Origin of the sequence: Labrys neptuniae (genome assembly GCF_040797145.1) — a bacterium.
Lineage (GTDB): Bacteria > Pseudomonadota > Alphaproteobacteria > Rhizobiales > Labraceae > Labrys > Labrys neptuniae.
In genome coordinates this window covers 49432-63151 of sequence record NZ_JBFNQD010000021.1, presented here as the reverse complement: position 1 = coordinate 63151, position 13720 = coordinate 49432, and the positions used below count along the sequence as shown (strand labels likewise).

At 65.4% G+C, this 13720-nt stretch carries 14 protein-coding genes; 3 read left to right on the top strand and 11 right to left on the bottom strand.

The window, feature by feature from the left end; translation table 11 throughout:
- Nucleotides 1-381 precede the first annotated feature (381 nt).
- Both ABXS05_RS31340 and ABXS05_RS31335 read left to right on the top strand, forming a co-directional pair.
- Nucleotides 382-1116 carry an RNA polymerase sigma factor gene (locus ABXS05_RS31340; protein WP_367626626.1) on the top strand — a complete coding sequence of 245 codons (735 nt, stop codon included), beginning with the start codon at nucleotides 382-384 and terminating at the stop codon, nucleotides 1114-1116.
- Nucleotides 1106-3079 carry a vWA domain-containing protein gene (locus ABXS05_RS31335; protein ID WP_367626625.1) on the top strand — a complete coding sequence of 658 codons (1974 nt, stop codon included), beginning with the start codon at nucleotides 1106-1108 and terminating at the stop codon, nucleotides 3077-3079. The genes ABXS05_RS31340 and ABXS05_RS31335 overlap by 11 nt, the downstream gene beginning before the upstream one ends.
- A gap of 233 nt (nucleotides 3080-3312) precedes the next feature.
- Here ABXS05_RS31335 and ABXS05_RS31330 read toward each other — a convergent pair whose 3' ends face one another.
- The 11 genes from ABXS05_RS31330 to ABXS05_RS31280 all read right to left on the bottom strand — a co-directional run bounded on the left by ABXS05_RS31330 (nucleotide 3313) and on the right by ABXS05_RS31280 (nucleotide 12555).
- A complete protein-coding gene (locus ABXS05_RS31330) occupies nucleotides 3313-3813 on the bottom strand; it encodes a F0F1 ATP synthase subunit B family protein (protein ID WP_367626637.1) in 501 nt (166 codons plus the stop codon).
- Nucleotides 3814-3844: 31 nt separating this feature from the next.
- Complete coding sequence (locus ABXS05_RS31325; protein WP_068291852.1) at nucleotides 3845-4390, bottom strand: F0F1 ATP synthase subunit B; 546 nt, start codon at nucleotides 4388-4390, stop codon at nucleotides 3845-3847.
- A gap of 159 nt (nucleotides 4391-4549) precedes the next feature.
- Nucleotides 4550-4777, bottom strand: coding sequence for a F0F1 ATP synthase subunit C (locus ABXS05_RS31320; protein WP_068291855.1), 228 nt, complete (start codon nucleotides 4775-4777; stop codon nucleotides 4550-4552).
- 43 nt (nucleotides 4778-4820) lie between these two features.
- Nucleotides 4821-5555, bottom strand: a complete 735-nt coding sequence (locus tag ABXS05_RS31315) for a F0F1 ATP synthase subunit A (RefSeq protein ID WP_376717746.1) — start codon at nucleotides 5553-5555, stop codon at nucleotides 4821-4823.
- Nucleotides 5556-5598: 43 nt separating this feature from the next.
- Nucleotides 5599-5967 carry an AtpZ/AtpI family protein gene (locus tag ABXS05_RS31310; RefSeq protein WP_311942103.1) on the bottom strand — a complete coding sequence of 123 codons (369 nt, stop codon included), beginning with the start codon at nucleotides 5965-5967 and terminating at the stop codon, nucleotides 5599-5601.
- Between the two features lie 292 nt (nucleotides 5968-6259).
- A complete protein-coding gene (locus ABXS05_RS31305) occupies nucleotides 6260-6856 on the bottom strand; it encodes an ATP-dependent Clp protease proteolytic subunit (RefSeq protein WP_311942106.1) in 597 nt (198 codons plus the stop codon).
- A gap of 10 nt (nucleotides 6857-6866) precedes the next feature.
- Complete coding sequence (locus ABXS05_RS31300) at nucleotides 6867-7292, bottom strand: SRPBCC family protein (protein WP_367626624.1); 426 nt, start codon at nucleotides 7290-7292, stop codon at nucleotides 6867-6869.
- Nucleotides 7289-7603 carry an ArsR/SmtB family transcription factor gene (locus tag ABXS05_RS31295; RefSeq protein ID WP_311942113.1) on the bottom strand — a complete coding sequence of 105 codons (315 nt, stop codon included), beginning with the start codon at nucleotides 7601-7603 and terminating at the stop codon, nucleotides 7289-7291. The genes ABXS05_RS31300 and ABXS05_RS31295 overlap by 4 nt, the downstream gene beginning before the upstream one ends.
- 158 nt (nucleotides 7604-7761) lie before the next feature.
- On the bottom strand, nucleotides 7762-11220 hold the full coding sequence (smc, locus tag ABXS05_RS31290) for a chromosome segregation protein SMC (RefSeq protein WP_367626623.1): 3459 nt from the start codon (nucleotides 11218-11220) through the stop codon (nucleotides 7762-7764).
- Nucleotides 11221-11256: 36 nt separating this feature from the next.
- Entirely contained in the window at nucleotides 11257-11919 is a 663-nt protein-coding gene (locus tag ABXS05_RS31285; RefSeq protein WP_311942118.1) for a DsbA family protein, read from the bottom strand.
- 96 nt (nucleotides 11920-12015) lie between these two features.
- Nucleotides 12016-12555: a DUF721 domain-containing protein gene (locus tag ABXS05_RS31280; RefSeq protein ID WP_367626622.1), complete on the bottom strand. Its 540-nt coding sequence runs from the start codon at nucleotides 12553-12555 to the stop codon at nucleotides 12016-12018.
- Between the two features lie 69 nt (nucleotides 12556-12624).
- Between ABXS05_RS31280 and mutY the strand changes: the two genes are divergently transcribed.
- Entirely contained in the window at nucleotides 12625-13704 is a 1080-nt protein-coding gene (gene mutY, locus ABXS05_RS31275; RefSeq protein WP_367626621.1) for an A/G-specific adenine glycosylase, read from the top strand.
- Nucleotides 13705-13720 lie beyond the last annotated feature (16 nt).

The following is a 13720-nucleotide window of genomic DNA, read 5'->3' as shown; positions in this document are numbered from 1 at the left end:
TGCATAGTATTCTGCAACACCCCTCATCCGGCTGCCGCCACCTTCTCCCGCAAGGGGAGAAGGGGCTTGTTTCTGCCAGTGTGGCGTACGGGCCAGGGTCTATGGAAGGCCCGGCCTTGACATCGAAGCCGCGAGAGAAGCCCCTGTTGCCCAGAGCTACCCGTGCGTTCGCGCACGGTCCCCTCCCGGCGCCCCTGGTCCAATACCCTGTCGCGAGCCGGCGGGGTGGGAGGCCGTAGAAAAATCTTTTCTCAACCCGCCAAGGAAATCGCCTCGTCCTGCGTCTGATGGAACGGTCAACAACTGGCCGGGAGATTGGAATGCGATCATATCATCTTGACGGGGCCGGCTCGTCCGGTGCCGGCGGCAGGGGAGAGTGCCATGACGGCCCTGGCAGCAAGCTTTGATGCAAGGAACCTTGGCCTCTCGCCGCCAAGGCTGCAGGCGTGGCCGCCGCGGCTGGCCTGGCTCTGGCTGCCGACATTGGCATCGGAGCCACCCGAAAGCCTGGGTGCGGTGCGTACGAGCGAGGGCACCGCGGATGGCGACGACGGCGACGCCGGTCTGGTCGCCCGGGCCTGCAGGGGTGACAGCCGTGCCTTCGAGAAACTGATCCGGCGCCACCACGCCATGATCCATCGGGTGGCCTGGCGCCAGACGGGCCTCAGCGAGGAAGCCGAGGACATCGTGCAGACCGTGCTGATGCAATTGGTGGAAAAGCTGGCGAGCTATCGCGGCCAGGCGCGCTTCACCACCTGGCTGATCGGCATCACCATCAATGCCTGCCACGATCATCGCCGGCGCAAATCGAGCTTCGGACGCATGAGGCAAGCGCTGTCGAGCTTCGTGTCCGTTGGCGGAGCGGCGAGCGATGACGGCGATCTCGTCCGGCAAAGCTGGCTGAAAAGCGCGCTGGCCGGCCTGTCGCCGGAACTGCGTGCCACTGTGGTGCTGGTGGCGGGGGAAGGGCTCAGCCATCGCGAAGCCGCCGCCGAGCTCGGCATATCCGAAAATACCGTGTCCTGGCGCATGCACCAAGTGCGCAAGCAGCTTGCTGAAGCAGCCGGACACGAAGCGGCGGCCACGGGCCGCAAGGAGATCCGCGATGAGCGTTGATCACGAAGACCGCAAGATTGAACTGCCCGATGCCATCGCCTCCGAGACGGCGCGCGAGAAGGCGATATCGCAGGCCATGATGGCCTTCGAGGCCAGCCGGCCCAGGCAGGGCGCCGCGCCAAAGTGGTGGCAGGGCCTCGGCCTGGCGTGGGTTGGCGCACGCCCCAGCTTGCGCATGGCGTTGGTGACGGGAGCGGCTCTGCTCGTGATGGTACCGATCGGCACGTATATGCTGAAGCGGCAGGAGGCACTGCTCAGTCAGGGCGGCACCGACATCGAGGCAATCACCCAGGTCCAGGTCGAAAGACTGCGTAGGCCGGACGACAACCAGAACGTGGCTCAGCAGGCACCGGCAACACCGACTGAATCGGCGCAGGACAAGACTGTGCTGGCCAGGCCCGTGGCGGCGCCGCCCCCCAGTCCCAGCGCTGCGCGCGACACACGGATGATGCCGGGGATGATCGGAGGCTATTCGGCAGAAAACCGCTATGAGGCTTCCGACGCTTTCGGCCCCAGGGCCTCGCAGGAAATCGGCCGCGACAAATTCTCCAACGCGCCGCAGAACGCCTTCAAGGCTGTGTCTCAGGATCCGGTCTCGACCTTCTCGCTGGACGTCGACACCGCGTCCTATTCCTATGTACGGGCTGCGCTCAACCAGAACCTGCTGCCCCGGCCCGAAGCGGTGCGCGTCGAGGAGATGATCAATTATTTCCCCTATGACTATGCCGCCCCTGCCAGTGCCGAGGAGCCGTTCTCGACGGCCGCCACGATGATGCCCAATCCCTGGCAGCCAGGGCACAAGCTCCTGCGCATCGGCATCAAGGGCTACAGCCTCCAGGCCCAAGAACGGCCGGCTGCCAATCTCGTCTTCCTGATCGATACCTCCGGCTCGATGAACGAAGCGAGCAAGCTGCCTTTGCTGGTCAAGTCGCTCGGCATGCTGGTCGATACGCTGCGGCCGGAGGACAAGGTCTCGATCGTCACCTATGCCGGTTCGGCCGGCGTGGTACTGCCGCCGACCAAGGCGTCCGACAAGACCTCCATCCTTGCTGCCCTCGACAGGCTGCAGGCCGGCGGCTCGACGGCCGGCGGGGAGGGGATTCGCCTCGCTTATCAGCAGGCAGAGGCGAACTTCGACCCCAAGGCGGTCAATCGCGTACTGCTCGCCACCGATGGCGACTTCAATGTCGGCATCACCGAACCCGGCGAACTGCGCGGCTTCGTCGAGCGCGAGCGCGGCAAGGGCATCTTCCTGTCCGTGCTCGGCTTCGGCATGGGCAATCTCAACGACCAGATGATGCAGGAACTGGCGCAGAACGGGAACGGCGTCGCCGCCTATATCGACACGCTGAACGAGGCCCGCAAGGTGCTGGTCGAGGAGGCGACGTCGAGTCTGTTTCCCATCGCCAAGGATGTGAAGATCCAGGTCGAGTTCAATCCGACGGCGGTGAGCGATTATCGCCTGATCGGCTACGAGACCCGCATGCTCAAGACCGAGGAGTTCAACAACGACAAGGTCGATGCCGGCGATGTCGGCTCGGGGGCGAGCGTGACGGCGATCTACGATGTCGTGCCGGTCGGTGCGACGCGCCCGGTCGACGGCAGCCGTTATCAGGCAGCCCAGCCGGTCCTGCCGTCGGACAAGGCCGACGAATATGCTTTCGTGAAGATCCGCTACAAGCTGCCGGAATCCGAGACGAGCCGGTTGATCACCACCCCGGTGACGCATGCCGGAGAAGCCGTCACGCTGGCGCAGGCATCCAGCGATGCGCGCTTTGCCGTGGCCGTGGCGGGTTTCGGCGAATGGCTGCGTGGCGGCAAATATGCCGGCACGCTCAAGCCCGACGACATCATCGCGCTCGCAGCCGGTGCCAAGGGCGACGACCCCTATGGCTATCGCGCCGAGTTCGTCAATCTGGTGCGGGCGGCTAAGACGGCGAAGGGCTTGCCGCAGCAGCCGTAATGTGGTCACCGCCCATCAAGATAAAATACCTTCTCCCCTTGCGGGAGAAGGTGGCGGCAGCCGGATGAGGGGTGGACGCGCCATACTCGGTATGCGCAGCAAAACCCCTCATCCCCCTACCGGGCCCTTCTCCCGCAAGGGGAGAAGGGATCCGATTTTGCGCGCTTTCCGCAAAAGAAAAAGCCGCCCGGCCTTTCGGCGGGCGGCTTTTCAAGATGTTGTGCCAGTCCTGCTCAGTTGAGCTTGGCGCGCACTTCGTTGAGGGCAGCCGACATCAGATTGCCGGCGCTGGCAGCGGGCTGGTCGGCAAGGATCGTGGTGGCAGCCTTGACGGCGGCATCCGCGGCGGCAGCCTTGACCTCGGCAACGGCCGACGACTCGGCTTGCGCGATCTTCTGATCGGCCAGCTTGGTGCGGCGGGCGACGAAGTCTTCGATCTTGGCGATCTGCTCGGCCTTGAAACGCTCGGCCTCGGCCTTGGCAGCTTCGATCATCGCAGCAGCTTCGGCTTCCGCTTCCTTCTGCTTCTTCTGATAGTCGGCCAGCAGCTTCTGGGCTTCCTCGCGCAGGGAGCGGGCCTGCTCGAGTTCGGCACGCACGGCGTTGCCGCGGGCGTCGAGGCCCTTGCCGATCTGCCCGAAGGCACCGAGCTTCCAGGCGATGGCCAGGAAGATCAGCGTGGCGATGAGGATGTAGAACTCCGGCCCGGCAGGGTTGAAGAGTTCGTGGATCATCTCGGCGAAATATTCGATCACGCGCGCCTCCTTACTTGGCCATGGCGGCGTCGACGGCGGACTGAACCGTCTGCGGCTCGGGCGCCTTGCCGAGCAGTTGCTCGACGATGGCGTTGGTGGCGTCGACGGCGATGCCGTTGACGTTGCCGAGCGCAGCCTGCTTGGTCGCCAGGATCTTGGCCTCCGCTGCCGCCAGCTTAGCCGAGAGATCGGCTTCGAGCGATTTGCGGGTGGTATCCGTTTCGGCGGTCACGGCAGCTCGTGTTTCGGCTGCAATGCTCTGCGCCTTGGCGCGGGCCTTGATCAGCGCGGTCTGATAGGAGGCCACGGCCTCGTCACTGTCCGCCTTGGCCTTCTGCGCAGCCGCAAGGTCCGCCGCGATCTTAGCCGACCGCTCGGAGAGGATGCCGGCGATGCGCGGCAGCGCGATCTTCGACATCAGGATGTAGAGAAGCCCGAAAGCGATGACCAGCCACACGAGCTGTGAGGCAAAGGACGAGCTGTCGAAGGGCGGGAATGCGCCCTTGGCCCCATGTGCATCGCCGGGAACCTCGGTTCCTGCGTGACTTTCAGCCATGAAACACCTTCAACGGATGTGCACTCACGTCTTTGCAGGCCAAGCTACAAACAGATGGAGCCACAAACAGGGGATTGCTGCATTCCAGCCAATCAAACGATGAACGGCCTCGCGATTTCTGATCGCGAAAGCCGTCCCGTTCGGCGTGGCTGGCGCGGATCAGACTGCGAAAAGGAGCAGCAGAGCGACGAGCAGCGAGAAGATGCCGAGAGCTTCGGTCAGAGCGAAGCCGAGGAGCAGCGTGCCGCGCTGGCCGTCGGCAGCCGACGGGTTGCGCAGGGCGCCCGAGAGGAACTGGCCGAACAGGTTGCCGAGGCCGATACCAGCGCCGGCCATGCCGATGCAAGCGAGACCAGCGCCGATATACTTAGCTGCGACGGGATCCATGGAGAACTCCTGTTGGTGTAGGTTTTGTTGGATTTAGACGGGATCAATGGCCGGGGTGAAGGGCGTCATTGAGGTAGATGCAGGTCAGCGTGGCGAAGACATAGGCTTGCAGCACGGCAACCAGCACTTCGAGCGCCACCAGGGCGATCACGAGAAGCAGGGGCAGGGGCGAGAGGATCGCCGTCGCCACGCCGGCACTGGCGAGCATGACGATGAAACCGGCGAAGATCTTGAGTGCGATATGGCCGGCCAGCATGTTGGCGAAGAGACGGACGGAGAGGCTGATCGGGCGCGAGACGAAGGAGATGATCTCGATCGCCACCAGCAGCGGCAGCAGCACGGCCGGTACGCCGGAGGGCACGAACAGCTTCAGGAAATGGGCGCCGTTCTTGTAGAAACCGTAGAGGATCACCGTTGATATCACCAGAGCCGCCAGCGCAAAGGTGACGATGATGTGGCTGGTGACGGTGAAGAAGCCGGGAATCAGGCCGAGCACGTTGCAGAACAGCACGAACATGAACAGCGAGAACACCAGCGGCATGAAGCGCATGCCCTCGTTCCCGGCCGAGGAACGCACGGTGCCGGCCACGAATTCGTAGAAGGTCTCGGCGAGGGACTGCCAACGGCCCGGCACGGTGGCGCGGGAAGAAGTCGTCGCGATCATCACCAGCGCGATGAGGATCACCGCCAGGAACATGAAGAGAGCCGAATTGGTGAACGCGATGCTGCCGATATGGAAGAGCGGCTTGATCTCGAACTGCGTAATCGGACTATGCATCGCCAGCGAGGCCCTGTCTTCTAGTATGGCGCGAGGCGCCGGTTCATTCCTGTTTGTCGGGCGTTTTGCCCAACATATTCGAGGCACGCAACAAGTTCCGGACACCTGCCGCAAAGCCCAGCATCAAAAAGATGATGAGCCCCCACGGCGAAGTACCGGCAAACCGGTCCACGACCCATCCAAGCAGACCACCGGCGACGATGCCACCGACGAACTCGGACGAGAGGCGCATGGCCTTGCCGATCGCAGAAGGATCGCCCTCCTGCTTGCGCACCTTGGCCGCTTCGGCTGCTTCCCCGGCCTTGATGGAACCGAGGCGCTCGTCGAGACGGCGCAAGCGTTCGTTTAATTCACGATCGCGGGATTCGTCTTTGCCGGATTTGCCGGCCTGGTCCGCTTCGTCGCTCGCCATTGCGGCAACATGCTCCCTGGCCGGCCAAAACAGAGCCGGACGCCCCCCTTGAAAACGGCGGGACCATACCCACGCCCCCTTGCGGTGTCAAGGCGAGGCGAAATTATGCCAAGTCTTTGAGAACAAATAAAAAATGGGGAGAATGGCATCGGCTGCCGGCTTTTCTTCACGGGACAAGCCATGGTTGCGACGTCACATTTGGCCATGTCGGCCTGCGCAAGCCCGCCTTGAAGCCGCCGCGACGCCGCCACAGATGGGCGCCGGGGCGGAAATCGGCACGAGAATCAGGCCCTCATGCCACCTCCAGGCGTTCCGGCGCAACGTGATCCACGAGGCCCCAGGCCTGGGCTTCGTCCGCCGACATGAAATTGTCGCGGTCCATGGCCGCCTCGACCTCCGCGACGGTGCGGCCGCAATGCTGGGCATACAGGCCGTTGAGGCGGGCTCTCGACTTGATGATGTTGTTGGCGTGGATGAGCATGTCGCTGGCCTGGCCCTGATAGCCGCCGGAGGGCTGGTGCACCATGATCGAGGCGTTGGGCAGGGCGAAGCGGCGGCCGGCCGTGCCGGCCATCAGGATGAAGGAGCCGAGGGAGAAGGCCGATCCCATGCACAATGTCGAGACCGGGCTCTTGATGAACTGCATGGTGTCATAGATGGCAAAGCCTGAAGTCACCGATCCGCCCGGGGAATTGATGTAGAGCGAGATCTCCTTCCTGGAGTTTTCCGCCTCCAGGAACAGGAGCTGGGCGCAGACCAGGGCGGAGACGCCGTCATCGACGGGGCCGTTGATGAAGATGATGCGCTCGCGCAAGAGGCGGGAGAAGATGTCGAAGGCGCGTTCGCCGCGGGTGGACTGCTCCACCACCATGGGGACGAGAGAATTCATCACGGGTTCCTCAAGCCGCCTTTAACAGCATGGTCGGCTGGTTGAGATTGGCGGCGACGGGCCGCAGGACGAAGCTGCCCTGGGTAATGCGCAGCAGCGTGGAACCCTCACCATGCGGCGCGAGCTCGAAGGTGACGACGCTGTCGAGGATGCGCTCCTGCATCTTTTCGCTCCAGGCATAGCGCAGCATTTGCTGGGCCTCGGCGGCGAGCAGACGGCAATCGACCAGTTCCGGCTCGCTGGAATCCCGCCGTGGCGAATGGGCGGCATCGATGCCGTTCTCGGCCGGCCTCAGCCAGGCGGCGACATAGTCGGGAATGGTGAGAGCACGCCAGACCTTGGCAGGCGGGGCTTCCAGCACGCTCTCGAAGTGGAGGTCGTCCGGCGCCGCCTTGTCTTCCATACTCTTGGTCGTCGCGTTGCGCAGGATCGTCATTGGTCCATCTCCTTCAGCACGGCCTTGAGTCTGTCGATGCGCCCGGGCCAGAAGCTGGCATAGCGGTCGACCCATTCGGCCAGAGGGGCGAGGGCCTGGGGGGCAGCACGGTAATGCACCATGCGCCCCTCGCGCCGCTCGGCCACCAGGCCAGCCTCGCGCAGCACGGCCAGGTGCTGCGAGATTGCCGGCTGGGAAATATCGAAGCCGGCCTTGATCTGTGAAACACTCATCTCGCCGTCGGCGAGCCGCTCGAACACGGCACGGCGGGTGGGATCGGCGAGGGCGCGGAAGAGGTTCGTCTGCATCATGCAAAACACATAAGCATTTACTTATGGATTCGGCAAGGGAAGATCGTGGTGCAGATCACCAGACGCCGGATCATCATGTTATTTTCTGGAATTGCCTGCTCTTGGAAACGCGATGCCGTGGGCCGAGAAGCAGGCAGGGATGCCTGCAATCCCAGGGATTATACTGCTTCCAAAAACTTCTCGGCTTCGCTCAGATTGACCGAGACCAGCTGGCTGACGCCGCGTTCGGCCATGGTGACGCCGAACAGGCGATTCTGGCGCGACATGGTGATCGGGTTGTGAGTGATGGTGACGAAACGCGTCTCGGTCTCGCGAATCATCGCATCGAGGAGATCGCAGAAGCGCTCCACATTGGCGTCATCGAGCGGCGCATCGACTTCGTCGAGCACGCAGATCGGCGCCGGATTGGTGAGGAACACCGCAAAGATCAGCGCCATCGCCGTGAGGGCCTGCTCGCCACCCGAGAGCAGGGACAGGGTCTGCGGCTTCTTGCCCGGCGGGCGGGCCAGCATTTCCAGGCCCGCTTCCAGCGGATCGTCCGACTCGGTGAGCTGCAGTTCCGCCGTGCCTCCGCCGAACAGGGTCTGGAACAGGCGCTGGAAGTGACCGTTGACCACGTCGAAGGCGGCGAGCAGCCTCTCGCGCCCTTCGCGGTTGAGGCCGGCGATCGCCTGGCGCAGGCGCTTGATCGCCTCGACCAGATCGTCCCGCTCGCTGACGAGGCCGTCGAGCTGGGTCTGCACGTCCTTCTGCTCGTCCTCGGCCCTGAGATTGACCGCGCCGAGGCGCTCACGCTCGCGCTTGGCATCCTCCAAAGTGCGCTCGACCGCACGCCGGTCGGGAATGGGTGCGTCGGCTGCGAGATTGGCGAGCTTCAGGAGGCCCGTCGGGGCAACGTTCAGCGCTTCCTCGATCTCGGCTACGATCTGGGACCGGCGCGCGCGCAGGGCGTCCAGCTTCTCCTCCGAGCGCACCTGCTCCTCGCGGGCCTGGCTCAAGGCAACCAGCGCTTCGCGGCCCTGGCGATCGGCCTGGGCCAGGCGGGTCTCGGCCTCGGCCAGGCGATCGGCGGCAATCTTGCGTGCCTCTTCCGCGGCTTCGGTCTCCGCGATCAGGCCCCGCCGCCGTGCCGCGAAGACGACCGGTGCGTCGTCAAACTCCGCCCGTTCGATTTCCAGCTCCGTCAGGCGGCTGGTCAGCGTCTCGATCTGGGCCGCGCCATTCTCCTGGCGGTCTTTCCAAGACTGGCTTTCCTGGCCGATGGCGGCAAGGCGCCTTGCGCGCAATTCGTCCTCGCGCGCCAGCGTCTGGGCCTGGGCGCGTGTCTCGGCGACCTCGGCACGGCCTTCCGCCACGGCCTGGCGCAATTCCTGCAAGCGGGCATTGAGGGCGCTGCCGTCGGGCAGCGCCGACAAAGTCCGTCTTGTCTGCTCGCAGGCCTCGTGCGCTTCGGCAAGGTCGCTGCCGAGGCGGCTGCCGGCCTCGTCCAGAGCCGAGAGTCGGCTGGCGAGTTGAGCAGCCTGACGCTCGGCCGCGACGGCGCGCTCACGCAGCTGGTCGGCTTCGCGGCTGAGATTGCGCCAGGCGTCGCGCGTGGTGCGCTCGCGCTCGGCGGCCTGCCGCGAGGCGGCCTGCGCCATCTCGGCTTCGCGGCGGCGGGGCGTGACGGCATCCCGGGCCTCCAGGGCCTGCTCTTCCAGTTCGGCCAGACGGTTGCGCTCGGCCAGGCGTCGGGCGGCGGGAGAGGGGGCTTCCGCCGCGGCCACGAAGCCATCCCAGCGCCATAGATCGCCCTCGCGGCTCACCAGCCTCTGCCCTGGGGCGAGCAGGGCCTTGAGGCGGGGACCATCGGCTCTGTCCACGATGCCGATCTGGGCCAGTCGACGCGCCAGGCCTTCAGGAGCCCGAACGAAATTCGCCAGGGCCTCCACGCCTGCGGGCAAAGGCGGGTCGCCGTCTGCGACGGTGGCGCCCGACCAATGGGCCGGCGCATCGCGGTCGGTGGGGGCGTCGATGTCCTCGCCAAGTGCGGCGCCGAGCGCGACCTCATGGCCCTTGGCGACCTGAAGGGCGTCGGCGATCGGGGGGTATTTGGCGCCGGCCGGCGTCAATACCAGCTTGGCGAGGGTACGCGCCTCGGTTTCCAGGCGATTGGCCGTGCGCTCGGCCTCCTGAAGGGGGCTTCGCGTGGCGGCTTCGGCCTCGCGCGCCTCGGCATGGGCAGCCTCGGCTTCCATGGCGGCCTGCTCGGCCTGGCTGCGCCGCTCCTGCAGCTCGGCCAGCTGTTGCTGGAGCTGCTCGGCGATGGCGGCGGCATTGGAGCCGGTGCGAAGGGCTTCGCCCTCACGCTGGATCTCGGCGAGCTGGCGTTCCAGACGGACCACACGCTCCCCGGCCTCGCGCTCGCTGCGTTCGGCCTGGACGCGCGAGGCCTGGAGTTCGGCCAGGGCGCTCTGGGCCTCGCCCATCGCCCTTTCCTCGCCGGCCAAGGCGGCTTCGGCGTCCCGCAACAGGCCGGCGGCCTCGGAGGCCCGTTCCTTGCTGCCGTCCTGCTCGGCCCTCAGGGCGGACTCCTCGGCCGTCAGACGCTGCAGCATGGTGCCGGCATCCGATATCATCGACTTCTCGCGCGTGATGTCGGCGCCGGCCTGGCGGATACGGTGGTCGAGCTCGATGCGCCGCTCGCCGGCCCGCCGCTCCTCCTGGTCCAACTGCTCGCGCGCCAGCACCAGGCGATGCAGGGCGGTGCCGGCAGCATGTTCGGCCTCACGCAAAGGCGGCATCTCATGGGCGGCGATGGCGGCCAGGCGCGCGGTCTCGGCCTGTGCGCGCGTGCGCTCGGCCACGGTGCGGGTATCGAGGTCGAGGCGTTTCTCAGCCTCGATCACCAGCCGCCCCGCTTCCTCGAAGGCGATGTGGAAGATGAGGGCTTCGGCCTGCCGGATCTCGTTGGAGAGGCCGCGATAGCGAAAAGCCTGGCGGGACTGGCGCTTGAGGCTGTCGAGCTGGGTTTCGATCTGGGTCAGCACGTCCTCGAGCCGTTCCAGATTGCTTTCGGCCGCCTTCAGCCGCAATTCCGCTTCATGGCGGCGCGTATGCAGGCCGGAGATGCCGGCCGCCTCCTCGAGAATGCGGCGGCGCGATTGCGGCTTGGCGGCGATGAGTTCGGCAATCTGTCCCTGGCGCACCATGGCGGGCGAGCGCGCGCCGGTGGAGGCGTCGGCGAAGATGAGCTGCACGTCTCGGGCGCGTACTTCGCGGCCGTTGATGCGGTAATTGGAGCCGCGATCACGCTCGATGCGGCGGGAGATTTCCAGAATGTCGGCGTCGTTGAAGGCAGCCGGGGCGGTACGGTCCTTGTTCTCGACCGTCAGCATCACCTCGGCCATGTTGCGGGGCGGTCGGTTCCCCGAGCCGCCGAAGATGACATCGTCCATCTCGGCGGCGCGCAGGTTCTTGTGGCTGCTCTCGCCCATCACCCAGCGCAGGGCTTCGACCAGGTTCGACTTGCCGCAGCCGTTCGGCCCGACCACGCCGGTCAAACCGGGTTCGATCAGGAAATCCGTCGGTTCGACGAAGGACTTGAAGCCGAGAAGCCTGAGCTTGGTTAGTTTCATCCATCACCCCGCAGTCCGGCGGGGCCGGGACTGCTTTCAGGATTTGAGGAACGGATCGACGACCTGGGAGAACTCGTCGATCGTGATCTCGCCGCCCTTCCTGATACCGTTGATGAAGAAGGTCGGCGTGCCATCGATACCGAAAGCCGAAGAACCACGCTCCTTCACGGCATTTACGCCAGCATAGAGCGTCTGGTCTTTCAAGCAGGCCTGGAACTGTTCCTGTGTAAAACCGGACTGCTTGGCGATGCCGAACAGGGCCGGAAGCACCTGCTTGGCGTCGTTGACGAACGCCCAGCTCTCCTGCTGCGAGAACAGCACGTCGAGCATGGTGTAATATTTCTCAGGCGGTGCGTCCTTGGCAATGCAGCGTGCCAGCATGAAGGCGGCCGTGGCACGCGGATCGAGCGGGAATTCGCGCATCGTCCACAGCACCTTGCCGGTATCGATGTATTTTTGCTTGATGGCCGGGAACACGTCCTTGGCAAAGCGCGCGCAATGGGGGCAGGTCATCGAGGCATATTCATAGACCTTGACCGGCGCATCCGGCTTGCCGAGCGCGATATCGGGGATGGGGCCGGGCACGGCCAGTTCGAGCAGGCTGACCTTGTCGTCGGCCGCAAGGGCGGGCAGGGCCGCAAGCGCCGGACTCGCCGCAAGGGCTGCGATCAGGGTACGGCGGGAAAGCATCGGGCTCATCGGCGACTCATGTCCTTTGTCATTGCGCGCGTCGGCGCACTCTATGTGTGCGGTACTTGAGCCTTGCAATTATGGCAACAGGCAGACCGACCACCTTCACGTAGGTGTGACCGGCTTGACTGTAGCCGGCTTGGTGCGGCGGGGCGAACCGCGAACCTGCCGCCCCAGCCGTTCCAGCGCCTCGCGCAGGCCAGGGTTCTCGATGCCGCTGAGATCGTCGGCCAATTGGCGCGAGGCCTCGGGGGGCAGGTCGGGAATCCCGGGCCTCTGCCTCGGTGCCGGATGGTCCACCGGCCCCTGCTTGAGGCGCAGCTTGCCGACGCAGCGCCAGCCGAAGACGGCATTGATGCGCTCGATGATCTGGCCGGCCGACATCTCGACCTCCAGCGCGAAGGCGCTCTCGACCCGCAGGATCAGGGTCGCGGCAGCAGGCGCCGCATCGGAGGCTTCACCCTTGGGGCGAGGCGGCCACTGCATCTTCACAGGCAAGGAATGGGCCGAAAGGCGGGCGCCGACAATATCCGGCCAGTGCCCGATGATATCGGCCGTGGCGAAGCCGCGTGCCTTGAGGGCGTCGGCCAGGGCCGGGCCGACGAGATCGGCGAAGGGGCGAGCCGACCTTCGCTTGATGGACACCCGCTGTTGAGATGCCTGTTGTGAAGAGTTGGGCTTGTTGATCATGGCCGATCTGTGGAATGAGGGGCCATGCTTAATAGTGTCGCTCCCGAGGTCAAGTCCCCAGAAGGCCTGCACGCAGATGCCCTGCTCGCCTGGTATGACAGGCATCGCAGGAGGCTGCCCTGGCGGGCGCTGCCCGGCGAGAAGCCGGATCCCTACCGCGTCTGGCTCTCCGAGATTATGCTGCAGCAGACCACGGTGAAGACCGTCGGCCCCTATTTCCAGGCTTTTCTGACACGCTGGCCCACGGTCGACGCCATGGCCGAGAGCGATGAGGAGGATATCCTCAAGGCCTGGGCCGGGCTCGGCTATTATTCGCGAGCCCGCAACCTGCATGCCTGCGCCCGTTTCGTCAGTGCGAGGCTGGACGGTCGTTTTCCCGACACGGTCGAGGGCCTGAGGCAGCTGCCGGGGATCGGGGCCTATACGGCGGCGGCCGTGGCCGCGATCGCCTTCGACCGGCGCGCGGCCGTGGTCGACGGCAATGTCGAGCGGGTGGTGACCCGGCTCGAAGCGCTGGAGACGCCCCTGCCGCAGGCCAAGCCTCGGATCGCCGAAATCGTCGACGGCATGACGCCGGCCGACAGGCCCGGCGATTTCGCGCAAGGCATGATGGATCTCGGGGCGACGATCTGCACCCCGAAACGCCCGGCTTGCGGCCTGTGCCCCTATCTGCCCTTCTGCCGGGCACGCCGGGAAGGCACGCAGGAGACATTTCCGCGCAAGGCCCCCAAGGCCAGGCGTCCGTTGCGCAGGGGCGCGGCGTTCTGGATCGTCAGGCCGGACGGCTGGGTGTTGGTGCGCAAGCGCCCCGACAAGGGTCTGCTCGGCGGCATGACGGAGATTCCCTCCAGCGTGTGGAGCGAAGACTTCGATTCAGGCACTGCCGTCAACTACGCGCCGCTGAAGGCGAAATGGCGCAAGCTCCCGGGCGAGGTGAGCCATGGCTTCACTCATTTCGAGCTCGCCGTCAGCGTCTATGCCGCCGATGCCCTGCTGAGCACCAAGGCGCCCGCCGATTGCCGCTGGGTTCGCCTCGATGAGCTCGACGGCGAAGCCCTGCCCACCGTGATGCGCAAGATCGTGGCACTGGCGCGGGGGAGTTAAATACGCGCGAGCGGGA

Coding starts and splice junctions, on each gene's coding strand:
- ABXS05_RS31325 (WP_068291852.1), bottom strand. CDS start 4,390: ATGGCTGAAAGTCACGCAGGAACCGAGGTTCCCGGCGATGCACATGGG.
- smc (WP_367626623.1), bottom strand. CDS start 11,220: ATGAAACTAACCAAGCTCAGGCTTCTCGGCTTCAAGTCCTTCGTCGAA.
- ABXS05_RS31285 (WP_311942118.1), bottom strand. CDS start 11,919: ATGAGCCCGATGCTTTCCCGCCGTACCCTGATCGCAGCCCTTGCGGCG.
- ABXS05_RS31305 (WP_311942106.1), bottom strand. CDS start 6,856: ATGAATTCTCTCGTCCCCATGGTGGTGGAGCAGTCCACCCGCGGCGAA.
- ABXS05_RS31310 (WP_311942103.1), bottom strand. CDS start 5,967: ATGGCGAGCGACGAAGCGGACCAGGCCGGCAAATCCGGCAAAGACGAA.
- ABXS05_RS31300 (WP_367626624.1), bottom strand. CDS start 7,292: ATGACGATCCTGCGCAACGCGACGACCAAGAGTATGGAAGACAAGGCG.
- ABXS05_RS31330 (WP_367626637.1), bottom strand. CDS start 3,813: ATGATCCACGAACTCTTCAACCCTGCCGGGCCGGAGTTCTACATCCTC.
- ABXS05_RS31320 (WP_068291855.1), bottom strand. CDS start 4,777: ATGGATCCCGTCGCAGCTAAGTATATCGGCGCTGGTCTCGCTTGCATC.
- ABXS05_RS31295 (WP_311942113.1), bottom strand. CDS start 7,603: ATGATGCAGACGAACCTCTTCCGCGCCCTCGCCGATCCCACCCGCCGT.
- mutY (WP_367626621.1), top strand. CDS start 12,625: ATGCTTAATAGTGTCGCTCCCGAGGTCAAGTCCCCAGAAGGCCTGCAC.
- ABXS05_RS31335 (WP_367626625.1), top strand. CDS start 1,106: ATGAGCGTTGATCACGAAGACCGCAAGATTGAACTGCCCGATGCCATC.
- ABXS05_RS31315 (WP_376717746.1), bottom strand. CDS start 5,555: ATGCATAGTCCGATTACGCAGTTCGAGATCAAGCCGCTCTTCCATATC.
- ABXS05_RS31340 (WP_367626626.1), top strand. CDS start 382: ATGACGGCCCTGGCAGCAAGCTTTGATGCAAGGAACCTTGGCCTCTCG.